Source organism: Streptomyces tremellae (genome assembly GCF_039540215.1).
Classification (GTDB): domain Bacteria; phylum Actinomycetota; class Actinomycetes; order Streptomycetales; family Streptomycetaceae; genus Streptomyces; species Streptomyces tremellae.
In genome coordinates this window covers 100,535-123,019 of the sequence record NZ_BAABEP010000016.1, presented here as the reverse complement: position 1 = coordinate 123,019, position 22,485 = coordinate 100,535, and the positions used below count along the sequence as shown (strand labels likewise).

Sequence of the window (22,485 nt, the reverse complement as noted above, 5' to 3'; positions counted from 1 at the left end):
CGGGGTGGCGGGGCGGGCGCGGGCCCGGGGACCCGGCGGCGGAACGCGGGGCGCCGCGCTGAGCCGGAGCGCCCGGCGGCCACCGGGGCGCCTCCGGTGCCGGGCGCCACGGACCGCGCAGGCGTCACGGCCCCCGGCTTCACGACCGGCGCCGCCACGGACCGCCCCGGCGGTCCCGGCGCCACGGCGGCCCCGGGGTCACGGGCGGCCCGGCGGAATCCCGCCGGGCTGCCCACCGGGCTCCCGCGCCTCAGCCGTCGTCGGTGCGGCGCGCCGTACGGCCCGAGACCTGGATCCGCTCGACCCGGCCGGAGACGGGGTCGCGGTGGAACCGGCCGCCCGGCTCCCTGCGGCCGGTGGCGGGGTCGACGAGGTCGTACGAGAGGTCGGCGTAGCAGACCAGCGGCAGCGGCAGGTCGCCGTCGACGGACAGCGCGGGCGCGCCGTCGAGCCCTTCCGTGACGCGGTAGGGCGTACCGCCGTTGCGGTAGGTGCCGCGGCAGGCGGGCGGCAGGCCGACCGGACGGCCGCGGTCGGTGGCGGGCGCGGCGGTGGCGGGCACGCGGAGGCCGGTGAGACGTTCAAGATCCGCCGCGAGGTCGCGCCAGAGCGCCGTGCCCGCCCCGGCGTTGCCGGTGAACGCCACCACGGCCCCGCTCCCGGGCTCTGCCCGCAGATGGCAGGAGGTGCCCTGGGCGTTGCCGTCGTGCCCGTACCAGACGCGCCCGCCGCGCCGGTACAGGGCGACGCCGAGACCCCAGCCGTCGGCGAGCGCCCCTGGCCTCGCGGCGCGCTCGCCGCGCCGCATCTCCTTGGCGACGGCGGGCGGCAGCGCGTCAGAGCGCCCGGTCAGGGCGTGGCCGAGCGCGGCCAGGTCGGCGGCGCCTGCCAGCAGCGCGCCTGCGGGCGCCTCCAGCGGGGCCAGGTTCTGCCGTACGGGGCGCACCTGGCCCGTGGCGGTGTTGACGGTGTGCCCGGCGGCCAGGGGGCGGGCGGCGGCGGTGTCGCCGAGGAACGCGGGCACCGTGCCCAGGGGTTCGAGGAGCAGCGCGCGGACGGCCTCGTGCCAGGGCATGCCGGTGACGGCCTCGACCAGCCGGCCCGCGGCGACATAGCCGGCGTTGGAGTACGAGAAGTCGGTACCCGGCGGGAAGAGTGCCTGGTCGGCCGTGCACAGCGACGCGAGGTAGCGGGCGCCGCCGGTCGCGGAGGCCGTGTCGGAGTCGGGCCCCGTGGGCAGGCCACCGGTGTGGCTCAGCAGGTGGCGGACCCTGACGCCGGGTAAGCCGCGCAGCTCGGGGAGGTGCTCGGCCACGGGCTCGTCCAGGTCGAGGTCGCCGTCGTCGGCGAGGAGCAGCACGAGCGCCGCGGTGTAGGGCTTGGTGAGCGAGCCGAGCGGCACGGCCGTGTCCGGGGTGAGCGGGGCGCGGGTGACGGCGTCGGCGACGCCCGTGTGCAGGGAGTGGGTCTCGGCCCCGGTGTCCACGAACAACTGGGCGCCTGGCACCCGGTGGGCGTCGGCGAGGAAGTCGAGGCGGCTCTGGAGTTCCCGGCGGAGGGTGGCCGGCGCGGCAGCGCCGGCCTGACCGGTGGGGACGGTGTACGGCATGAGTGGGTGCTCCCGTTGAGTGGGTTTCCCGTGTGCGGGTGTGGTGCTCGGACGGGTGGGTTTCCCGTGTGCGGGGTGTGGTGCTCGGACGGCGGGCGAGCGGTGCCGCGCCGGTGGTGGGCGAGCGGGCGCGTCCTCGGCGAGGACACGGGGTGCGCGAGGGCTGCCTGGGGAGTGCCTGACACACACCGTCGGCCGCCCGAGGGGCGGGGCCGGCGCAGTCCGGCGCGTGCTGCCGCCCGGCGGAGGACCGGCCTCGTACCGGACGTACCGGGCCGGCTCCGACAACGCGGCGAGAGTGCATGCCGGGCGCCGTCAGCCAGTCGGTAGGTGTCAGGCACGGCCTAGGGCCTCTCGACCTCGACCGGCAGGTGGCGGAGCCCGACGAGTACGGCCGGGTTCTGCGGGACGACATCGTCGTACGACGGGACCGCGAGAGCGCGGAATCGTTTATGCAGCGCGCGCAGCGCGATCCTGGCCTCCAGCCTGGCCAGCGGGGCGCCGAAGCAGAAGTGGATGCCGTGCCCGAACGTCAGATGTGGGTTGGGGTCGCGGTCCGCGAGGAACGTGTCGGGCCGCTCGAACCGCGCGGGGTCGCGGTTGGCGGCGCCCAGGTGGACCATGACCATGGTGTCCGCGGGCAGTTCGCGGCCCCCGAGGACCACGGGCCGGGTGACGCGGCGCCCCAGCTCGGGGAAGGGGGGCAGCCAGCGCAGCACCTCCTCGACGGTCCGCGGGATCCGGTCGGGGTCCGCGCGCAGCGCGCGGTCCGCGCCGGGGTGCCGGTCGAGGGTGACGACTGCGTTGCCGAGCAGGGCGGTGGTGGTGATGTGGCCTGCGACGAGCAGCAGCGCCACGAAGCCCACCATCTCCTGGTCCGCGAGACGGGCCCCGTCCACCTCTGCGGCGACGAGCCTGCTGGTCAGGTCGTCGCCGGGGTCGGCGCGGCGGCGGCGTATGTGGTCCAGCATGTAGCCGTTCATCTCCCGCACGGTGGGAGCGATGGCCTCAAGGGCCCGTTCCAGGTCGGCCATGTCGGGCGCCTCGCCCAGCTGTTCGCCGCCGAACAGCACGCTCGCCCACTCCTGGAACCTGCGGTGCTCCGAGGCCGGGATGCCCAGCAGCTCCGCGATGACGATGATGGGCAGCGGGTGGGCCAGGGCCTCGACGAGGTCGAAGCGGTCCCGGTCCCCGACCGCGTCGAGCAGCCGGGTGCACACGTCCTCGATGCGCGGCTGGAGCCCCTGCACGACGCGGGGGGTGAAGGCCTGGCTGACGAGCGCGCGGAGCGTGCGGTGCCCCGGCGGGTCCATGCCGACGAAGTTGCCCCGGGTGAAGGCCTCGAAGTCCGGCTGGCTCGGCGCGAGCGCGGAGAGGTCGGAAGAGTACGTCGCCGGGTCGGCGAGTACGGCGGAGACGGCCTTGTGGCCGGTCACCTGCCAGACGTCCTGCACGTCGTCGCGGCGCACGGGACCGGCCGCGCGCAGCTCCCGCCAGCGGCCGGGTAACACGTCCAGCAAAAAGGTTTCGCTGGTTATCTGCTCGATGGACACCATGGCTCCTCGGGTGGCGGCAGGCGGACACGGGGCTGCCGTGCCCGCGCGGCGGGATGGTGCGGGAAAAGCGGGAAAAGGTGTGCGGTCGGGCGGTGGCGAGGGCGCCGCCGCCCGCGGACGTACGCGCCGGCCGCGGGCACCCCGGATGCCGCGCGCCCCTGAGCGCGGCCGGCCGACTGCGGCCCTGGGCCCTGCCAGGCCCGTCGTCGTGCCGTCAACACTCCCCGCGCTGTGTGCCGTTGCGATCCCGGCTCACCGGGCACGTTCTCCGTGCGGTACGACCCGACACGCTGATCCCCCCTTGGTGACACCTCCGCGCGGCCCTCGCGCGGTGCCCCGCCGGCGCAAAGCCGGACAGCGGTCCCTGAGCCCGGACCGTCGACGCGAGAGTACGCATCTTCCGCCCGCCCCCGCCCGGATTCCGCTCAATGCGCCCCTCGAATGCTTCCGGTTCCCCGGCGCTCCGGGCACAGTCTTCACACGCCGTCATCACAAAGCAACCCCCCGAAGTCGAACGGAGAGTGACTTGACGGCGGCTTGGCGTAACTCTCGGCGTCCGGCGCATGGCGCGCGGGCGCGTCCGCGCCGGTGAGCGGCCAGGACGCACCCGGTCATCGCGCGAGCAAACAGGCGTTACCAGACCGGGGCGCGCCCCGCGCCACGCTCCGCCGTGCTCAAGTGACCGTTTTTCCCATGCCCTTGATGACACCCCATCGTCGTACCCCGTCTGCTCACCGCGGGGCGGTCAACGGACACCCGGGCCGTACGAAAGGCCCAGGGCCGGCGGTTCCGCTCCGGCCGGCGGGCGGCGCGGTCACAGGCGCTTCATCAGACGGAAGCCGACATCCCACTCCCGGTCGCCCTCGCGGACGGTCACGTCCGACCGGGTCTTCACGGAGCACCAGTAGTGCGCGAACGAACCGCCCTTGACCGGGAAGTAGCGCTCGGCGGGCCTCGCGCGGCGGCCGCCGCGCCGCGCCGTGCGGCGCGGCTCCGGCCCGGGGGTGCAGAGCTCCCAGACGTTGCCGCCGCAGTCGAGGAGGCCGAAGTGGCTGGCTCCTGAGGCGAAGAGCCCCACCGCCGTGGTGGTCCTGATGTCCGTCTGCCGGCTGTTGCCGCGGGTCGTCTCGAAGTCGGCGCCCCAGGGATATCCGTCGAAGCCTTCGGCGGACCGCGCCGCCGCCATCCACTGCGCGACGGCGGGTATCCCCACCCGTTCCCCGCGCAGCGCACCCAGCCAGTTCCCGAACGCGCGCGCCTCGTGGTAACTGATGCCGACAACCGGGTGGTTGGGCAGATCGAACGGCGGCCCGAACCGCTCGGGCGCGCACCACCCGTACCGGTCCCTGCAGGCGATACCCTCCCGCGTCCAGTGGCTGTCCTCGCGGTAGCCGTCGTCGCGCAGGAACACCTCGAACTGCGCGTTGGTCACCGGGTACTTGCTCATACAGAAGGCCGGCACCCGGACTTCGGACGACCCGGACACCGGGACGAGCTGTTCCGGGATGAAGACCCACTCGACGGCCGGGACGGTCACCGCCGTGGAGTGCCCCACCCCGACCCCGGGGCGGTCGTCCCCTACCATCCCCAGGGCGCGGCCGAGCGCCGCGAGTTCCGCCGGCGGACCCGTCGCAGCCCCGGCCAGCCGCCGCTTGATCACACCACGGAGCCGGCGGCGCGCCGTGCCGCCGGGCGTCCCGCCGCGCTGCACGCACTCCGCAGCCCACTCCGGCTGTGCCCCGGCGAGCCAGTCGGCGACCCGGTCGGGACTGCCGTGGAACCGCGGGACCAGCATCAGGACCGCCCGCCAGGGCGACTCGGCCCACCAGGCCGTCGCGTCGACGTGGTCGACCGCCCGTGCGCCGTCCGGGATCCTGACGGACAACGCCGCCGCGGCGAAGTAGTCGCGGATCACCCGGTGGCGGAACGTGATGCCCGAGCCGTCCTCGTCGACGATGCCAACCGCCATGGCGGCCTCGACCAGCCGGGCGCCGCACGCCTCGCCCGCGTCGGCCGGCAACGCCGCCGCCACGGCCGGCTCGCAGCGCTCCTGCCGCATCCGTACGAGGTACTCCGCGACGGGGCCGAGGCCGGCGAACAGCCGGTCGAGCGTGAGATCCCGGTAGCCGGACTCCGCGTGCAGCCTGCTCCACAGCGCCGTGATCAGATGGTCCAGGATGTCGGGCCGGGAGAGGTCGAGGTACTCCCCGGCGCGCCGGATGGTCACCATGGCCCGCAGCAGGAACGGTGTGCGGGCCAGCTGGAGGGCGGCCGGCGGATCGCGCAGCAGCCGGAGTCTGAGCATGGCGACCTCGCTGGGGACGTCCCGCGGCGCCCGCGCGGACAGCGACCACATCTGCTCGCAGTCTCCGCCCGCCGCCAGCCAACTGTCCCTGACCGCCTCGAAGTCGCGGCCCGCCAGCTGCCGGAACAGCTCCTCGGCGAGCGGGGTGCCGAGTTCGCACTCCAGATGGCGCAACACCTCGGGCGGGTCGAGAGGAAGCAACTCCACCTCCACGCAGTTCGGCACGGACCAGTCGAGGCCCCGGGTCGAGCGGGCCGACAGCACGAACGACGCGTGCGGACGGGCGCGCATGAACTCCAGTACGGCGCGCTGGTACGGGGGTGTCAGCTCGTCGAAGTCGTCGAGGTAGAAGACACATCGGTGCAGGATGTCGTCGAGGTCCGCGCCGCCGAGGAAGTGCGTGCCGTCGCGGAGCAGCCGCTCGACGGCCGGGAGCCCGCACTCCGGATCGCCCCGGTCGTCGACGGCGAGCCGCACGGGGACACTCGCCCCTTCGGCCTCGTACTCGCGGCACTGGGCGAGGGCGAGGAGGTCGAGCAGCACGCTCTTGCCCATCCCGGGGGCACCGGTGACGACCGCCCTGCGGATCCGCGCGCGCCGCACGTAGTCCGCGGCGTCCGGCACCACCGTGTGCTGGGCGCTGATGGCCGTGCTCCGCACCTGCGCCCTGGTGACGACCGACGACCGCTCCAGCGAGTCGAAGGACGGTCCCATGCCGCTGACCCGGACCTCCCGCATGAGCCGGCTCTCCAGTGTGCGGGCGAGCCGCCGCACGTGCTGTCCCCCGTCGGCCGCCGGGCCGGCGACCGGCGCGCCGGCCCACGGTGCCAGCTGGTCCGACCGCACACTCCCGTCGTATCCCCTGGACGAGTAGAACACCGGCATCTGGGTGGTGGTTCCGGCCGCGCGCAGCCGGGAGAACTCGGCACTGACCCGCCGTGCGACGAGTGGCATGTCCGGCAGCGAGCCAGGCGTGGTGGGCAGCTCTCCGAGGAGCACGGAGGAGAACCGGCCGGTTCCGGCGGCGGTGAGGTTGACCGCCAGTTCGCCTTCGCGCGTGGCACACAGGGCGAACTGGTCGGTCTGGACGAGGTCGCCCACCGGGAACGTCCCGGGCGGGAGCCCTTGGCGGAGCTCGCGGTGCGGGACGTACCGGCGGCAGGCGTCGAGCAGCAGGATCTGCCGCCCGACCCGGGAGAACGCGGAGGAGCGCAGGGCCTGCGCCAGGTTGTCCACGTCGACGTTGCGCAGGAGGTCCTCACGCGCGTCGGCGGTGAACAGGCGCAGGTGGCCCTGGGGGTCGGTGATCCCGTGGCCGCCCCAGAAGAGGAAGAAGACCTCACATCCGAGTTCCCTGACCCCGTCGAGGAGTGCGGTGTGTATCGCGTCGGACGTCGGCTCGCCGACGCCGACGCCCGTACGGTCCCGCCACTCCTCGACGGCCGCCGGGGCGGCGGAGTTGGCGAAGAGACCGATACGGGCCGGGGGCATGCCCATGGCCAGCAGCCAGTCCGCGAAGCCCAGCGCGTCCGCGGCGGGCCCCACCAGCCGCCAGTCCGGCCCTGCCGCGTACTCCTCGACGCCCACCACCAGAGCGCGGGCGTGCGCGAAGTCGTTCACGGACACGCGCTCAGCACGGCGTCCCAGCACGCGCCGTTCCACCAGTAGGCGCTGTGGCAGCGCGGAAAGGGCTGGCCGTTGTCCACCCGGATGTCCCGGACACGGCCGCCGAACAGGGGCGCGGCCACGTAGGCGAGGAAGTCGCGCCGGTCGTAGATGTTGGTCCAGGGCGGGAACCCGGTGGGCAGCGGGGCGCCGGCCCGCAGGCCCCACAGCGCGTCGAGCTCCCAGAACAGGGGTGCCGCCGTGCCCACGGTGACCAGCCGCGCTTCGGGCCGAGGGGCCGTGGCGAAGAGGTCGGCGCAGATGATGCCGCCCAGGCTGTGCGCGACCACCACGACCGGCGGCTCCAGGCGGTCGATGTGGTCGGCCACGAACCGGCGGACCGCCGAGCCGTCACGCTGGTAGAGGAGGATGTCGCCCGCGACCGAGGACGCCGTCGCGGTGAAGGCATCGCGCCGCCGCGAGACGTAGGAGGTGGTCCGCCCGGCGAAGAACGTACCGACCCGCTGCCGGGCCCGGCCGAGCACGTCGCGGTACTCCTCGCCGGTGGCCGCCGTCACGGCGCGGAGGAACTCGTCCCTGAACTCCCTGTCGTACACGGCCCGCAGCCCGGGACCGCCCGCCCGCTCCACGCCGCGCAACGCTTCCGCGACGGTCGCGCGGACCAGGACGGGCCAGGCGTCCCGCGGCGCGACGCCGCCGTCCCCCAGGTCGCCGAACGGCCGGGACGCGGCGACCGTCCGGCAGCTCCTGGCGAACTCGCCGCCGAGCCCGGCCTCGCGGAACAGCGACTCCGCCGTGCCGGACGCGGCGAAGCGCCCGTACTGCTCCTCCAGGGCGCGTCCCCGCGGCTGCCGCCCGGGGTGGAAGCCGCCTCCCCGGTCCTGGGGCGCGTCCGCCGCTGCCAGCAGGCGGAGTTCGAAGAGAGGGTCCTCCTGGAGCGACTCCCAGACCATGACATCGGCCTCTTCCGGCCCGCCGCCCGCCTCGGCGTCCCTGACCTCGTCCGCCACGGGGACCGACGCGCCGCCGGCGAAGAGTCTGCTCCCGTGCGCGTCCCCCCAGAAGCACCCCTCGACGGTCAGGTCGGGGCGCCGAGCGAGCAACGAGCGCGTCATGACGTCGAGCGTGGCGTCGAACGCCTTCTGCCGGACTCCTGTGCCGTGCACGAACAGGACAGCGGTCACGGTGGCTTCCCCTTGCCGTATGTCGTCGGGTGGTGCCGCTTGCCGTGCCTTGCCGGGTGGTGCCGTTCGCGGTGCGGTGCCGGTGGTGCCCCGCGCCGCCGGACCGCCGGCGGGTGGACAGGTCAACGCCGTGTCATGTGCTGCTCGATGCTCCACCGGACCGTCCGCCGGTGCCAGGCGTGCGCGGTCTGGAGGGCGAGCGCGGTGGTGAACGTCAGGGGCTCGCCGGTGCCCACGTACGGCACCGACTTGATGTACCGGCCCTGACCGCCGTTGCCGATGACCGGGAACTCCCAGCCGTTCGGCTGCCGGCTGGTCCGCAGGAAGTCCAGGGGCCGGAGCACCAGTTCGTGGAAGGGATCGACGCCCAGCTGCAGGAGCGCAAGCGGCAGGGCGGGGGTGTAGCTCTGGAGCGCTATGGCCTCCCGCGAGTCGGGGAGCGTCCCGACCGCGATCTCCAGGCTGGGGGCGCAGAGTTCGGTGCCCAGGGCGCGTGTCAGCGCACGGAGGCCGTGGCGGATCAGGTCGGCGTTGTCGGACGCGGCGCCGGTGTCGCACCACCGGATCGCCCACAGCGCCATCACCGTGCTCGTCGCATCCGGCTCCCCCGCGCCGGTGCGCCAGAGGCCGCTGCGCCGGTGTCTGGTCCGCCTCAGATACCGGGTGGCAGCCTCGACGGCGTCCCCTACGGGCCGCTGACCGGCGGCCTCGCCGCCCGCACCGTCGAGTTGGGCGGCGAGACGCAGGGTGTACGCGCACACGGCGGTGAGGAACAGCGACGGCGGGTTGCGCGAGTCCCGGCTGAAACCCCAGGCGCCGTCCTCGTCCTGGGCGTCGATCAGCCACCGGACGGCGTGGGCGTAGCGCTTCTCGTGCGGGCCCCGGTAGCCCGTCGCGATGAGGGCCCACAGACATGCCGCCGTGGCCCAGACGTTCCGCGAGGCCGCGCTCCAGCACTCGTTCTCCGCGTACACGGCGTCCCCGGTGGTTCCGGCGCTGACCGCGTAGTGCGTGGACCACAGGTAGCCGTGGACCCGGTCGCGCATGGAGGGGCTGAGCAGGCCCATGCGGTGGAGGGCCAGCAGCACCGTGGCGGTCGTCTCGGGCAGCGACTCCGAGGGGACGCCGATCTGCTTCGGGACGCCGCAGTCCTGGTTGAAGGAGGCGATCAGCGGTTCCACCAGGTTGTACAGCGGTGTTCCCCAGAAGGCCGCGGAGAAGTGGAGGTCCCAACCGTGCGCGCGTTCCCGCACGAAGGCCAGGTCACTGTCGTTCCAGATGTCCATCAGTCGTCATTTCTCATCGAGGACGAGTCCTCCACCGAGGCGGGTCTTTTCGAGCACGCACGATATTTCGAGGCCCGATGCTCTGGCGTCCGCTTCGAGCTGCCGGTTCACATGGCGCATGGCGGGGCAGTGGACCGCGCTCCGGGTCTCGCCGAGCGCCCGTTCGGTCGCCGCTCCCGACCGGTCGAGCAGCTCGCTTCCCGTCCAGGTGAACGAGTGCGCCCCCGGCACGTCGATGAACATCGGGCACATGAAGACGCGACCGTCGGGCAGGAAGAGGAGGTTGTCCGCGCTGCGGATCGCGCAGTACCGCCGGTGGGCGCCGGCGGGGACGAAGGTGCGTTCCAGCCGCACGTCGAGCCTGAGGCCGGCCGAGCGTCGCTCGATCTCCGCGGCCAGCGCCCGCCATTCGGGTATCGGCATCACCATCTCCGGTGTGGCGAAACCCCGGTTGGAGACGTAGTGGATGTTCACCCAGCCGAACCCGAGGCGGTCGCAGAGCGCGAGGACGTCGCCGACGTCGCCTGCGTTGGCCCTGCTCACCGACATGATGCCGAAGAGACGGTAGCCGCGCTGCCGGGCCCGCTCGACGTTCTCCATCGTGCGCTCGAAGGACTTCCTGCCCCGGACCGCGTCGTGGGTCCCGGGAGAGGCGCCGTCGATGCTGATGCCGACCACCGGCAGCGGGGCGCCCTCGAAGCGCTCGACGAAGGACCGGAAGCCGTGCAGCCCGTTGGTGACGATCCGCACCCGGAGCCCGCTCGCCCCGGCCAGCAGGACCGCGTCGACAATTCCGGGGTGGAGAGTCGGTTCGCCGCCGAGAAAGGTCACTTCCTCCGTACCCCACATGCGCCGGGCGCCGGTGATCAGGCGGGCCAGGGAATCCTGGGCGAAGCTCTGCGCCGTCGACAGGTTGTCACCGACAAAGCAGTGCGTGCAGCGCAGATTGCACCGATAGGTCACATAGATGTCCAACGACCGCACGCGCACAGGAACCCCCGCCCCTTGATGACTATTTCACAGTGCGATACATCATCGTTTCGCGGAATCCGGCCAGGAAGGCCATGGCGTCGAGTTCGTCGATCTCGCCCTTCGACGCCCAGATGAACTGATCGTGGTCGGCCGGATCCAGCTCTACCTCTCCGTCCAGGTAACGGCAGAGGTAGACCGTCTGAAAGGTCTGCCGCTGGGGAAGCGTGGCCAGATTGGTGTAGGCGTAGAGAAGGCGTTCGATGGAGACCTTGATCTTGGTCTCCTCGTGCACCTCCCTGACGAGCGCGTCCTCCAGGCTCTCGCCCGGGTCCACCGTCCCTCCCGGCAGATCCCACTTGAGGGGCATGTAGTCGTCCACCGCGGACCGGCGTGTCAGCAGGAAACGTCCGTCCCGCTCAATGAGCGCGTGCGCCGCCCCATAGAACAAGGTCATAAGTCTTCGCCTTTCGATTGCGCGCAAAGCCCCGGCACGGATCTTCAGAGGGCACACGGCGGCATACCGCGGACACAGAAACGCCCGCCCTCTTGGGAGGTGCGCTCACCATAGCGTCAACTGGGCCCGGAGTACCGGGCCTTGAACCCTTCCCCTTAAAGATCTTGCGATGAAATGACCGCGGCGGTCACCGATGTGGCCGGTGAGACCGGACAACGCACCCGGCCATTCGCACATCGATTCCCGCCCACCCCACGGGAACGGATCACATCTCCAGCCTTCGCGCTGATATCCGACCCGCACACCGCCCGGACCGGACCGCCCGCCGGGGGGCCGAGACCGCCGGCGCGCCGTGCTCATCGGCGCGCGCCTCCTCCAGGGCGTGGGGGCCGCCCTCTTCATGCCGAGTTCGCTGTCGCTCCTGGTGTTCGCCTTCCCCGAGAAGCGCGAGCGCACCCGGATGCTGGGCCTGTGGTCGGCGATCGTGGGCACCTCGGCGGGCCTCGGTCCGACCCCCGGCGGCCCGCTGGTCAGCGCGCTCGACTGGCGGAGCATCCTCGTCGTCACCCTGCCCATCGGCATCGCCGGGATCCTGCCGACCAGGCGCTGCGTCGCCCGGTCGGCGCCGCGTGCCACCAGGCTCACCGTGCCGGGCCACATGCTGTGGATCGCGGCGCTCGCCGCGCTCAGCTTCACGCTCATCGAGGGCCCCAGGCTGGGCTGGGGCGGGAGCGCCGGTGGCCGCCGTCGCCGCGGCCTCGCTGTGGATGCGCGAACGCCGGACCGGGAACCGGGTCATGCCGTGGCCCCTGTTCCGCCATCCGGCCTTCGCCGGCGCCAGCCTGGTGGGCTTCCTGTTCAACTCCTGACACCCCATTCCGATCTCCGGAACGAGGCTGGACAGAAAGAGAGCCTGAAAATGCGCACAGCGATACGTATCGGCAGGCGACATCTCTCAGTGCAGGCTTGGCCGCGCTGGCTCTGGCCGCGTTTCCCGGCACGGCCACAGCGTCCTCGCCCTCCCCGGAGACGGCCACGCCCGCTGCCTGCATCTCCTACCCGGAGAGCAGGGCTCAGGCCGGGGAAACCGAGGCAGGCGAGGCGGCGAACGGCTGCAAGGCGCTCTCGGCCAACGACCAGAGCCGCTTCCTCACACTGCCCAACGAGCGTTTTCAGCGTTGCCTCTCCAGGGTGAGTACCAGGGCCTCGGCAGAGTCGTTCTATAGCCCTGTGACGTGGGGGTTTGTGGGTGGAGGAGGTACGCGGTGGCGTGGATGGCGATGCCGGCGACGGCAGAGCGAGCCCGTGCTGTCGGCGGTCTCTGTTATGGATGTGGTCATGGACAACGAGACCGCTGCGTGCATTGCACGGCACGACTGGTTCGAAACCTATGACTCGGATTGTTTCGCCTTGATAGAAGGTGCCGACGAGAACGAGGTGATCCGCAGATTCGGTGGAGACCCGGGCACTACGGACATGCGCGGTCCCGAGTTCTACGGGGAGCTGATGCAGGGCCGCGAGACCGGCGACGTGGCGTTCATGCTGCGGGTCGGTACCGCGGCACCGGGGTTGGTCTTCGCGATCGAGAATGGCTTCACGGGCGCCTATGCGCTGCGTAGTCTTTCGCAAGGGGGTGCCCGTGCGTTGTCCATCCTCACGCACGTCAACGGCGCAGACATCATCGGCTACGCAGTCGATGGCAGACTGGTCGTCCACGAGGAACCCTGGGGCCCGCTCACTCCGCTCTCCGACCCGGATCCCGACCCTGCGTGGGACCCGGCCTGGTGCGAGGACCTGACCGACCCGGAGCACGACGAGTGGCTGCGCGGAGCGCGCCAGCTGGTGCTGGCCGAGCGTGTCATGGGTCTGCGCATCGACCCTCGTTGGTTCGAGATACCGCTGCGCACCATCCTGCTGCCGGACCCTTTCTCCAACCCGGTCGTCGACTGGGGGGTCTGGTGAGAGTTTCGGCGTTGCCTCTCCAGGGTGAGGACAGCGTCAACGATGACGGTCATGGCTGGTCGAAGGTCTGTCAAATGACCGGCTCTGCCGCACTTTCGGTGGTGACGGAGCGTGCTGTTGTCCGAGGAGGATGCGGTGGCGGAGCAGAGTGAATCCTGCTCGCCCGTGCATCCGGCGCGCGATCCGCTTGGTCTTGGTGTCGACGCCCTCGGTCGGGCCGTTGCTGTAGGCAAGTGTGAGCCCGGCGATAACGGCGTCGGGGCCGCAGGTGAAGGCGTGCAGGTGCGGCAGGTCGGCCGCTCGGATTTGGGCGATCCAGCAGGTGAGCGCTTCGCAGGGCCTCTGCAAAGTCGTTCTGTAGCCCTGTGACGTGGGGGTGTGTGGGTGGAGGAGGTACGCGGACGTGTTCTGGTCCGGTTGGATGGACGTTCCTACACCTTCACGTCCGAGAAGGGGGATCACGCCCGCGCCATGTCATCGTCCCTCATCCCCGCGCCCGTTCGCACGCCTGTCCCGGAACATGAGCTCCTGGTCCAGTTGCTCGCCGGGATACCTGATCCGCGTCGGCGCCGCGGGGTGCGACATCCGGTGGGCGCTCTCATCGCGGTAGCGGTGTGCGCGGTGATGGCCGGAGCCCGGGGGTTCACCGCGATCGGGGAGTGGGCCCGGGACGCCGGAGGCGCCGCGTTGGAACGGCTGGGCCTGGAGCGGGGCAAGGTGGACGAATCGACGCTGCGGCGCCTGTTCGCCTGCCTCGATGCGGACCGTCTCGATGTGGTGCTGGGTGCCTGGGCTTTGGCCAGGACCGCGCTCGTCGCAGGTCGCCGGGTGATCGCCGTCGACGGCAAGACCGTCCGGGGAGCAGGCGGCGGCTCCGCGGCCCCGCACCTGGTCGCGGCCCTCGCGCACGGGTCCGGGATGGTGCTCGGCCAGGTCGCCGTGAGTGAGAAGAGCAACGCGATCCCAGCCGCCCGTCAGCTGCTTCAGCTCCTCGACCTGGACGGCACGGTCGTCACGATGGACGCGTTGCACACCCAGCACGACACGGCGGACCTGGTGACCGGGTCCGGCGGTGTCTACGTCCTGACGGTGAAGGGCAATCAGAAGTCGCTGTACTCGCAGTTCAAGGCGCTTCCCTGGACTTCGGTGCCCGCCGTCACGAGGACGGATCGAGGACATGGACGCCGCGTCACACGCACGATCAAGGTCGTCCACGTGCCGGCATGGGTCGAGTTCAGCGGGGCCAGGCAGGTCGCCCAGCTGCGGCGCACCGTGACCCGGAAGGGCCGACGGACCGTCGAGATCGTCTACCTGATCACCAGCGCGGACGCCCGTGACGCGTCGCCCGCCACCCTGGCCGCATGGGTGCAGTCGCACTGGGAGATCGAGAACCGCCTGCACTGGGTCCGGGATGTCACCTTCGACGAGGACCGCTCCCAGATCCGAACCGGCAACGCACCCCGCATCATGGCCGCCCTGCGCAACACCGTGATCACCCTGCTCCGCCTGGACGCAAACCACAACATCGCCGCCGCCCTACGCCATCACGCCCGCAGCACCGACCGCCCCATCAACCTGCTCCTGACAGCGTGATCAACGACTTTGCCGGAGCCCTGGGGTGAGCACGGCTTTGGTGATGACGCTCATGCGGTTGGGGCTGATGCGGCATCTGCGGAAGATCTGCCAGGACTTCAGCCGTGCCATGCCTCGTTCGACGGGTGTCCGGGCCGCGGACAGGGCCCGGTTCCCGGTCCGCCCGGTGAGCGTGGGCTCTCCGTGTGGCGGGCGGCGCTTGGCGGTGGTGACCCAGTCGCCTGCACCGATGCAGGCCGTGTCGGCGAGGACCGGGACTCCCTGGCGCGCGCAGATCCGGAGGATCTTGTGGGCGCGGGCGGCCGTGAGGGCATGGGTCCGTCCTGGTAGCGCCGGCGACAGCCACAGAATCCCGCCCACTGGGTCCGTGACGACCTGCACGTTCACTCCGTGCCGCTTCGTGTTTCGAGGAGTGGTCGCCCCTGCCGTCACCGACCCGGTCGCACTCTGCGAGCGTGCCGTCCAGGAGGACGAAGTCCGGGTCGTGTGCGCGCAGCGTCTTCAGCAGGCCCGGCGCCTGCTCGGCGAGCGGAGCGGTGACCGCGGTGACGCAGGCGTGGGCGGTGCCGACGGATGTCCCGAAAGCCGCGGCGATACGGGCGAGAGTGTCGTGGCGGCGCGGGTACCCGAGTGCGACCAGTGCACGACGGTGCGGCGGGAGTTTGCACCGCCGGTCACCCTCGCGGGTGACGATGAGTATCGTGACCCACTCGACCAAGGCGTGAGGCAAATCGAGTGCGGCAGAATGGGGAACCAACAGGGCTCCTGTGCTGTTGAGTTGAGACGTCGAACACCTCCCTCAACGGCACGCGGCCCTGTCCGTTGCGCACCCCGACCCCGCGCCGCCCCGTCACCCGGTCAGTGGCCACTGCGAAAACACTCAGTGTCCTTGTCGGTAACGTTGAGCGTCGTCCGGGCCCCGGGAGGGGTGTGACATCGACCAACCGGACCGCGTATCCGCTGTCCAAGCGGCCGATCATGCCGATCATGCCGATCGACGCCCTTGGCAGACGCCGCGGTGAGAGTATTGGGCAATGGATTGAACGCAGGGGACATTCACTGCCACACGGTGTGTGCCTAGCGTTGAGGAGCGGTGGTTTTCCACTCATGATCCTCTGAAAGGAAATGTCATGGCTGATCGCACCACTCCCGATTCGAGGCCGCTCGACCCCGCGGCGGAGGCCACCATCGAATCGCTGGCCAACGGCCTTGGGTACGCTTCCCGGTCGCCCATCCTGCGGACCCCGGCGGATACGGGTCTCGACTACGAGGAGATCTCCTACCCGTCGTCCGACGGCGTCCCGCTGGAAGGCTGGTTCATTCCCACCAAGGGCTCCACCCGGCTCGTCGTGTGCATGCACGCCTTCGGCTTCAACCGATACGGCTTCCCGAGCCACATCGAGCCGTGGAAATCGGCGTTCGGCCCGGGGAACGACACCGAGATCGACTTCACCCTCGACTACAAGGTCCTCCACGACAACGGCTACAACGTCCTGGCCTTCGACTTCCGCAACTGCGGTCTCAGCGGCGACGCCAACGGCAACCGGATGTCCAACAACCACTTCGAGACCCGCGACGTGATCGGGACCCTGGACTACATCCGCTCCCGTCCGGAGCTGGCCTCCATGACGCTCGGCATCTTCGCCCGCTGCATGGGCGCCGGCGTGACGTTCCGGGCCGTCCACGAGAACCCAGACGCCTTCGACAATGTCGCCTGCCTGGTGGCACCGCTCCTGCTGTCTCCCCGCGTCTTCGTGGAGGCGACCTTGGAGAACGCCGGCCTGAGCGGGCACATCGACGAGGTGGACCGCCGGTTCCAGCTGCTGACGAGCAGAAGCCTCGCCGACGGGAATGTCAGCGACTGGGCACCGTCCGTCACGATGCCGACCCTCACATACGGCACCTATGACGACGCCATCACTCGGCCGTACGACCTCAAGAACGCCTACGCCGCCCTCGGCGCGACCGAGAAGGACATGTTCTGGGTCGAGGACGCCTCGGTGCGCTGGGACGCCTACAAGCACTTCCAGCGCCACCCGCGACGGATCCTGGACTGGTTCAGCGCCTACATGAAGTGACCGACGCAGTGTGCCCGGGATGAACCCCAGGCACACTGTCCACGCCGAGGGGGCGGACTTGCTGGAATCCTGCCGCACGAGCCGCGTCGAAACAGAACTTCGGGAACGCGTCATCGCGGCCTTCGACCATCCCGAAGAACATACGGCGATCAGCGGTGTCACCCTTCACGTGACCCGGGAGCGGGTGGCGCCGACGCTCACGCTCTTCCACCCGACCTTGTACGTCGTCCTGCAGGGCGCCAAACGGATCATCCTCGGCGGCAGGCAGATCGACTACAGCGGCGGTCAGCTCGTACTGATGGGCCTCGACGTCCCCGCCCTGGTCGAGATCACCGAAGCCGACGGCAAGACTCCCTATCTGGCGGTCGAACTGGCCGTAGATCACGAGGTCCTCGGCGAGCTCGTCGCACTCATGCCGCCACGTCAGCCGTCGCGCCCCCAGTCGGTGGGCGTCCATCCGCTGCCTTCCTCGGCGCTTACGGCGACTCTGCGCCTGGTAAAGCTGATGGAGTCGCCCACCGACGCCCGCGTCCTCGCGCCCAGCGTGAAGCGGGAGATCCTGTACCGCGTGCTCAGCAGCGAGGGAGGCGACGGCCTTTTGCAGATGGTGCGCGCCCAGGAGGCGCTCACCGGCATCGGACGGGTGACGAACTGGATGCACGGCCATCTCAGCACACCGATCGCCGTGGAAGATCTCGCCGCACGTGCCCGGATGAGCGTGTCGACCTTTTACCGGGCCTTCAAGGACGCCACGGGGACCACGCCTGTGCAGTACCACAAGATGCTGCGGCTGCACGAGGCGCGACGGCTCGTGGCGCTGCGGTCGCGCAGCATGGTCTCGATCTCGGAGACGGTCGGATACGCGAGCCCAGCCCAGTTCAGCCGCGACTACAAACGCGCCTTCGGGACCGCCCCGGCCCATGAGGCGCGGTACTTCAGCTAGGCCGTGTCTGACAATGATCACGTTGCTGGTTGGCGGAGCCAGAGGATGAGTGAGGCGAGTTCGAGTCCGGCGCGGTAGCGGGTGGCGAGCTTGTCGAAGCGGGTCGCGACGGCGCGGAACTCTTTGATCCGGTTGAAGCAGCGCTCTACGTCGTTGCGGTGCTTGTACGCCTCGGTGTCGAAGGCGGGCGGGCGGCCCCCGCGGGAGCCGCGGCGGAGCCTGTTGGCCTGCTGGTCCCGCCGTTCGGGGATGGTGGCGGTGACGCCGTGGCGCCGCCACCAGGCACGGATGGCCCGGGACGAGTACGCCTTGTCGCCCAGAACCCTGTCCGGGCGGGTACAGGGCCGCCCCTTGCCCGCGCGCGGGACGCGGACCGCGTCCATCATGGCCCCGAACGCGGTGGCGTCGTTGACGTTGCCCGGCGTGAGGACCAGCCCGAGGGGGAGGCCGCGGCCGTCGACGGCCAGGTGGATCTTGGCCGTCAGCCCGCCCCGGGACCGGCCGAGGGCCTGCCGCGCCGCCGAGCATTGCGAATCCGCCAGTTCGTCCCCGCAGGACGCCCCTTTTTACGGGCGCCGGCGGCGTGCTGACGGGCGCGGTTGATCGTGGAGTCCACCGCTACGGTCCACTCGACCTGTCCAACCGCATCGTCGCGGACCTGGACATACTCCAGTAGCTTCGCCCAGGTCCCCTCCGCCTCCCAGCGGGCGAAGCGCTCGTAGACCGTCTGCCAGGGCCCGTACCGCTCGGGCAGGTCCCGCCACGGCGCACCCGTGTGCAGCCGCCACAGCACCCCGTTGACCACCTGCCGGTGATCCCGCCACGGCCGTCCACACCCATCAGCACTCGGAAGCAGCGGCTCTATCCGCTCCCACGCCGCATCCGTCAACTCACCACGACCCGTCACAAGATCGATTATCAGACACCACCTAGGACCCTCGCCGTCCCCCCGCCCCAGGACTGCTGGACCTGGCCGGAGACTCTCGCGCCCGGCACTGCGCAACAACGGCTTGTAGGGATGGAACAACGACGAGACCGCCGTCCAGCAGTCCCCGGCAACGCTCTCGGCCACCGCCACTGCACGCCGTTTGCACGTTTGGCCACCGGTCGGCCACCGGAGACCCTGCTCCGAAGCCTCAGGGCTGACACACCGGCAGATCCAGGGTCTAGCTAAGGAAAAACCCCAGGTCACGGGCTATGTGACCTGGGGTTTCACTGAGCCCCCTGTCGGATTCGAACCGACGACCTACGCATTACAAGTGCGTTGCTCTGGCCAGCTGAGCTAAGGAGGCAGTGCCCTGCGGCGGGGCGTGAGCCCGCCCGTGGCCGTTCCACTCTACACAGGCGCCCGAGGCCCCTACCACGGTCTTCGGGGCGGCCGCACCCCGCCCGAGCCGGCGGGCGTGGCATCGTAGGCGCATGCTGACCCTGAGCATTCTCGGGTTCCTCGCCGAACAGCCCCTGCACGCGTACGAGCTGCGCAACCGGATCTCCGGGCTGTCGGGCAACAGCCGGCCCGTCAGCGACGGGGCCCTGTATCCGGCGCTGGACAGGCTGCGCAGGGCGGGGTTCGTGGTGCGCGAGGAGGCGTCGGGGAGCGGGGCCGCGCGGCGGCACGTGTTCACGCTGACCGAGAGCGGCCGGCGGGAGTTCCTGCGGCGGCTCGCCGCGCCCGCGCCCGTCGAGATCACCGACCGCGACTCGTTCATGATCCTGCTCGCCTTCCTCGGCAAGCTGCCCGACCCCGCGGCACAACTACGCATCCTGCGGAGGCGGTTGAGCTTCTACGACCGGCCCGCCAGTTACTTCTACGAGCACGGCAGGCCGCTGCGCGCGGACGAGATGACCGACAGGTTCAGGCGCGGCATGCTCGCGACCGCCGCCGCGACGGCACACGCCGACGTCGAGTGGCTACGTTCCGTCATCGCGGAGTTGGAGGCCGAGACCGGGGTGCGGGCCGAGCCATGGCCGCAGCGGCGGCCCGCGCACCGCCCCGAGCAGGCACGCAGACCCGCCGGGTGAGCGAACGGGCCGCGCAGGGCGGGCACGAGCAGGTAACACTGCGGAAAAATTCGAGGGTCCTCGACTACTGACAGATCACGAAACGCCGGGTACCGTCACCTCCAGTTCACCCAGGTGGACCAGACCTCTCCATCTCTCTTCCGCACACCCGCGGGGAGAGCCATTCCTTTACTCGGATCGTCCGGCACGTTCCTGCCGGTGAAGGGACACATCCGCCATGGCTACTGTCACGTTCGACAAGGCGACCCGCATATACCCGGGCGGCACCAAGCCCGCCGTGGACCAGCTCGAAATCGACATCGCGGACGGCGAGTTCCTCGTCCTCGTCGGTCCCTCCGGCTGTGGCAAGTCCACCTCCCTGCGCATGCTCGCGGGCCTTGAGGACGTCAATGACGGGGCGATCCGCATCGGTGAGCGCGATGTCACGCACCTGCCGCCGAAGGACCGGGACATCGCCATGGTGTTCCAGAACTACGCGCTCTACCCGCACATGTCCGTCGCCGACAACATGGGCTTCGCCCTGAAGATCGCCGGCGTGAACAAGACGGAGATCCGCGCGAAGGTCGAGGAGGCCGCGAAGATCCTCGACCTCAGCGAGTACCTCGACCGCAAGCCGAAGGCGCTCTCCGGCGGTCAGCGCCAGCGTGTCGCGATGGGCCGTGCCATCGTCCGCGAGCCGCAGGTCTTCCTCATGGACGAGCCGCTGTCGAACCTCGACGCCAAGCTGCGTGTCTCCACCCGTACGCAGATCGCGTCGCTCCAGCGCCGCCTCGGCATCACCACGGTCTACGTCACCCACGACCAGGTCGAGGCCATGACCATGGGCGACCGCGTCGCGGTCCTCAAGGACGGCCTCCTCCAGCAGGTCGACTCGCCGCGCAACATGTACGACCGCCCGGCCAACCTCTTCGTCGCCGGCTTCATCGGCTCCCCCGCGATGAACCTCATCGAGGTCCCGATCACGGACGGCGGCGTGAAGTTCGGCAACAGCGTCGTGCCGGTCAACCGCGACGCGCTCAAGGCCGCGGCCGACAAGGGCGACAAGACCGTGACCGTGGGCGTCCGCCCCGAGCACTTCGACATCGGCGGCGCCGCCGACGCGAAGACACTCACCAAGGACGCGGCCCCCGGTCTCGAAGTCACGGTCAACGTGGTTGAGGAGACCGGCGCCGACGCGTTCATCTTCGGCACCATCGAGGTGAACGGCGAGCGCAGGGACCTGGTCATCCGCGGCAACAGCCGCGCCGTCCCGGAGAAGGGCGCGACGCTGAACGTCGTCCCCCGCGCGGGCGAGACCCACGTCTTCTCCACCTCCACGGGCGAGCGTCTCAGCGACTGACCTCGCTCACGGCAGCCGTCGCGCGGCCCCGCACCCCTCACCGGGCGCGGGGCCGCGCGCGCACGCACCCGGGCCCGCCCCCTCCGGCGCCCCCGGAGCCCGCCCCCACCCAAGTCGACAAATCGCCCACATAACCCCACGCCGTCAACACGCGATTCGAATAAACACGTCGAACCATCCCTCACGTGGGTGACGAAATGTCGCCATATCACTACCGCCCGCTACGCTCGCCCCGTGAACCACTCAGCGCGGCGTATCGGCCGAACTCTCGCATTCGTACTGCCCGTCGTCCTGGTGCTCTCCGGGACCCTCGCGGTCGCCCGTGTCCCCTGGGCGACCAGCCCCGAGACGCAGGCCCTGACGGCCTCCTCGGAGACCGCGTCGGCGCCCGCCACATCGCGTACCCCCCAGGACGTCCTGCGCGACAAGCTCCTCGTGGAGCTCCAGGAGAAGGACCCGGGGATCGCCCTCACCCACCTCCAGCGCGAGGTCGAGGCGCGCCCCTCGCTCGCGAAGCACTGCATGGCCATCGCCCGGGCCCTCGGCCGCGCCGCGGTGCAGCACTACGGCCCCACGCGCGCGCAGTCGTTCTCGCGCCCGGTGTGCGACACGTCGTTCGCGTACGGGGTCTCCACGCAGGCCGCGGCCGGCTGACGCGGACGGGGCCCGCGCCCCGTCCGCCCGCACACCCCTCGTCCCGTCCCGCCCGCACGCCACCCCCGCCCGCCCCGCATCCTCGGCGGTGTTCGCCGCGCCGTCCCGCATAGGGTGCACGCCATGCATACGTTTCCGACGCAGGCGGTCGTGCTGGCGGGCGGCCAGGGGTCAAGACTGCGCCCGTACACCGACGACCGGCCGAAGCCGATGGTCGAGATCCCCGGCACGGGGACCCCGATCATCGGTCACCAGCTGTCCTGGCTCGCCGCCGAGGGTGTGACGGACGCCGTCGTGTCCTGTGGCCACCTCGCCGAAGTCCTGCAGGAGTGGCTGGAGTCGGCGGTGGACGAGCTGCCGCTGCGGGTCACGACCGTGGTCGAGTCGGAGCCGCTCGGCCGCGGCGGCGGCCTGAAGCACGCGGCGGCCCACCTGCCCGCGCCGGACGCGCCCTGGTACGCGACCAACGGCGACATCTGGACGCGTTTCTCGCTGCGCGAGATGGCCGACTTCCACACCGAGCGCGACGCCACCGCGACGCTCGCCCTCGCCCGGCCCAGGATCCCCTGGGGGGCCGTGGAAACCGACGAGTTCGGGCACGTCCTCGACTTCATCGAGGCCCCGCCCTCGCCGTATCTGATCAACGCCGGTGTGTACGTGTTCTCCGCGGACTTCACCGCGCTGCTGCCCGACCGCGGCGACCACGAACGCACCACCTTCCCCCGCCTGGCGCGCGAACGGCGCCTGGCGGGCTTTCCGTTGCCGCAGGGCGCCTACTGGCGCGCCATCGACACGGCGAAGGACCTCACGCAGGCGGCGAAGGAACTCGCGGCGGGGACCACACTGCCCGCGTGAGCCGGCCCGTGCGGTCCCGGCCCCCTCCCGTACGGTCCCGGCCCCCT

17 protein-coding genes, 1 tRNA gene and 3 pseudogenes are annotated in these 22,485 nt (G+C 71.0%); 10 read left to right on the top strand and 11 right to left on the bottom strand.

Annotated features, from left to right (window positions below; all coding sequences use genetic code 11):
• Window positions 1–250: 250 nt before the first annotated feature.
• From ABEA77_RS14525 to ABEA77_RS14495, 7 genes are all read right to left on the bottom strand, one after another.
• Complete coding sequence (locus tag ABEA77_RS14525) at window positions 251–1,609, bottom strand: serine hydrolase domain-containing protein (RefSeq protein ID WP_345646422.1); 1,359 nt, start codon at window positions 1,607–1,609, stop codon at window positions 251–253.
• A gap of 344 nt (window positions 1,610–1,953) precedes the next feature.
• The gene (locus tag ABEA77_RS14520) at window positions 1,954–3,165 is read right to left on the bottom strand and encodes a cytochrome P450 (protein WP_345646419.1); all 1,212 of its coding nucleotides are present in this window, start codon (window positions 3,163–3,165) and stop codon (window positions 1,954–1,956) included.
• An 814-nt stretch (window positions 3,166–3,979) separates the two neighbouring features.
• Window positions 3,980–7,096, bottom strand: a complete 3,117-nt coding sequence (locus ABEA77_RS14515) for an SUMF1/EgtB/PvdO family nonheme iron enzyme (protein ID WP_345646417.1) — start codon at window positions 7,094–7,096, stop codon at window positions 3,980–3,982.
• Window positions 7,087–8,280, bottom strand: coding sequence for an alpha/beta hydrolase family protein (locus ABEA77_RS14510; protein ID WP_345646415.1), 1,194 nt, complete (start codon window positions 8,278–8,280; stop codon window positions 7,087–7,089). The genes ABEA77_RS14515 and ABEA77_RS14510 overlap by 10 nt, the downstream gene beginning before the upstream one ends.
• Window positions 8,281–8,402: 122 nt before the next feature.
• Window positions 8,403–9,566 carry a prenyltransferase/squalene oxidase repeat-containing protein gene (locus ABEA77_RS14505; protein ID WP_345646413.1) on the bottom strand — a complete coding sequence of 388 codons (1,164 nt, stop codon included), beginning with the start codon at window positions 9,564–9,566 and terminating at the stop codon, window positions 8,403–8,405.
• 6 nt (window positions 9,567–9,572) lie between these two features.
• Window positions 9,573–10,550 carry a radical SAM protein gene (locus ABEA77_RS14500; RefSeq protein ID WP_345646410.1) on the bottom strand — a complete coding sequence of 326 codons (978 nt, stop codon included), beginning with the start codon at window positions 10,548–10,550 and terminating at the stop codon, window positions 9,573–9,575.
• 28 nt (window positions 10,551–10,578) lie between these two features.
• Complete coding sequence (locus ABEA77_RS14495; RefSeq protein WP_345646407.1) at window positions 10,579–10,992, bottom strand: NUDIX domain-containing protein; 414 nt, start codon at window positions 10,990–10,992, stop codon at window positions 10,579–10,581.
• A 400-nt stretch (window positions 10,993–11,392) separates the two neighbouring features.
• Here ABEA77_RS14495 and ABEA77_RS14490 point away from each other — a divergent pair.
• The 3 genes and pseudogenes from ABEA77_RS14490 to ABEA77_RS14480 form a co-directional block, all read left to right on the top strand.
• Window positions 11,393–11,542: pseudogene (locus ABEA77_RS14490) on the top strand (MFS transporter); the annotation flags it as partial.
• A gap of 187 nt (window positions 11,543–11,729) precedes the next feature.
• Entirely contained in the window at window positions 11,730–11,861 is a 132-nt protein-coding gene (locus tag ABEA77_RS14485; protein ID WP_345646443.1) for a hypothetical protein, read from the top strand.
• A gap of 469 nt (window positions 11,862–12,330) precedes the next feature.
• A complete protein-coding gene (locus tag ABEA77_RS14480; protein WP_345646404.1) occupies window positions 12,331–12,954 on the top strand; it encodes a hypothetical protein in 624 nt (207 codons plus the stop codon).
• Window positions 12,955–13,077: 123 nt separating this feature from the next.
• Here ABEA77_RS14480 and ABEA77_RS14475 read toward each other — a convergent pair.
• A pseudogene (locus ABEA77_RS14475) lies at window positions 13,078–13,281 on the bottom strand (ISL3 family transposase); the annotation flags it as partial.
• A gap of 144 nt (window positions 13,282–13,425) precedes the next feature.
• Here ABEA77_RS14475 and ABEA77_RS14470 point away from each other — a divergent pair.
• On the top strand, window positions 13,426–14,547 hold the full coding sequence (locus ABEA77_RS14470; protein ID WP_345646401.1) for an ISAs1 family transposase: 1,122 nt from the start codon (window positions 13,426–13,428) through the stop codon (window positions 14,545–14,547).
• Here the strand turns inward: ABEA77_RS14470 and ABEA77_RS14465 are convergent.
• Window positions 14,548–15,304 (bottom strand): annotated as a pseudogene (locus ABEA77_RS14465) (transposase family protein).
• Between the two features lie 373 nt (window positions 15,305–15,677).
• Between ABEA77_RS14465 and ABEA77_RS14460 the strand changes: the two are divergent.
• Together ABEA77_RS14460 and ABEA77_RS14455 are read left to right on the top strand one after the other, a co-directional pair.
• Window positions 15,678–16,625: an alpha/beta hydrolase gene (locus ABEA77_RS14460; protein ID WP_345646398.1), complete on the top strand. Its 948-nt coding sequence runs from the start codon at window positions 15,678–15,680 to the stop codon at window positions 16,623–16,625.
• Window positions 16,626–16,644: 19 nt separating this feature from the next.
• Entirely contained in the window at window positions 16,645–17,568 is a 924-nt protein-coding gene (locus ABEA77_RS14455; RefSeq protein WP_345646396.1) for an AraC family transcriptional regulator, read from the top strand.
• A gap of 17 nt (window positions 17,569–17,585) precedes the next feature.
• On the opposite strand, the gene ABEA77_RS14450 is transcribed toward ABEA77_RS14455, so the two are convergent.
• Window positions 17,586–18,475 (bottom strand): IS5 family transposase gene (locus ABEA77_RS14450; protein ID WP_345646393.1). Its coding sequence is split into 2 segments (ribosomal slippage): window positions 17,586–18,127 and window positions 18,127–18,475, totalling 891 coding nucleotides; the frame shifts between segments, so codons are not numbered across the junction.
• Between the two features lie 311 nt (window positions 18,476–18,786).
• Window positions 18,787–18,860, bottom strand: a tRNA-Thr gene (locus tag ABEA77_RS14445).
• A gap of 127 nt (window positions 18,861–18,987) precedes the next feature.
• Here ABEA77_RS14445 and ABEA77_RS14440 point away from each other — a divergent pair.
• From ABEA77_RS14440 to ABEA77_RS14425, 4 genes are all read left to right on the top strand, one after another.
• Entirely contained in the window at window positions 18,988–19,590 is a 603-nt protein-coding gene (locus tag ABEA77_RS14440; protein WP_345646390.1) for a PadR family transcriptional regulator, read from the top strand.
• A 217-nt stretch (window positions 19,591–19,807) separates the two neighbouring features.
• The gene (locus ABEA77_RS14435; RefSeq protein ID WP_345646387.1) at window positions 19,808–20,929 is read left to right on the top strand and encodes an ABC transporter ATP-binding protein; all 1,122 of its coding nucleotides are present in this window, start codon (window positions 19,808–19,810) and stop codon (window positions 20,927–20,929) included.
• A gap of 234 nt (window positions 20,930–21,163) precedes the next feature.
• Window positions 21,164–21,583 carry a hypothetical protein gene (locus ABEA77_RS14430; protein ID WP_345646384.1) on the top strand — a complete coding sequence of 140 codons (420 nt, stop codon included), beginning with the start codon at window positions 21,164–21,166 and terminating at the stop codon, window positions 21,581–21,583.
• 123 nt (window positions 21,584–21,706) lie between these two features.
• A complete protein-coding gene (locus tag ABEA77_RS14425; protein WP_345646381.1) occupies window positions 21,707–22,438 on the top strand; it encodes a nucleotidyltransferase family protein in 732 nt (243 codons plus the stop codon).
• The last annotated feature ends 47 nt before the right edge of the window (window positions 22,439–22,485 follow it).

Excerpts from the sequence above, each read along its gene's own strand:
- ABEA77_RS14435 (WP_345646387.1), top strand. The coding sequence starts at position 19,808 with ATGGCTACTGTCACGTTCGACAAGGCGACCCGCATATACCCGGGCGGC.
- ABEA77_RS14440 (WP_345646390.1), top strand. The coding sequence starts at position 18,988 with ATGCTGACCCTGAGCATTCTCGGGTTCCTCGCCGAACAGCCCCTGCAC.
- ABEA77_RS14505 (WP_345646413.1), bottom strand. The coding sequence starts at position 9,566 with ATGGACATCTGGAACGACAGTGACCTGGCCTTCGTGCGGGAACGCGCG.
- ABEA77_RS14470 (WP_345646401.1), top strand. The coding sequence starts at position 13,426 with ATGTCATCGTCCCTCATCCCCGCGCCCGTTCGCACGCCTGTCCCGGAA.
- ABEA77_RS14525 (WP_345646422.1), bottom strand. The coding sequence starts at position 1,609 with ATGCCGTACACCGTCCCCACCGGTCAGGCCGGCGCTGCCGCGCCGGCC.
- ABEA77_RS14520 (WP_345646419.1), bottom strand. The coding sequence starts at position 3,165 with ATGGTGTCCATCGAGCAGATAACCAGCGAAACCTTTTTGCTGGACGTG.
- ABEA77_RS14480 (WP_345646404.1), top strand. The coding sequence starts at position 12,331 with ATGGACAACGAGACCGCTGCGTGCATTGCACGGCACGACTGGTTCGAA.
- ABEA77_RS14460 (WP_345646398.1), top strand. The coding sequence starts at position 15,678 with ATGGCTGATCGCACCACTCCCGATTCGAGGCCGCTCGACCCCGCGGCG.
- ABEA77_RS14425 (WP_345646381.1), top strand. The coding sequence starts at position 21,707 with ATGCATACGTTTCCGACGCAGGCGGTCGTGCTGGCGGGCGGCCAGGGG.
- ABEA77_RS14495 (WP_345646407.1), bottom strand. The coding sequence starts at position 10,992 with ATGACCTTGTTCTATGGGGCGGCGCACGCGCTCATTGAGCGGGACGGA.
- ABEA77_RS14455 (WP_345646396.1), top strand. The coding sequence starts at position 16,645 with ATGAACCCCAGGCACACTGTCCACGCCGAGGGGGCGGACTTGCTGGAA.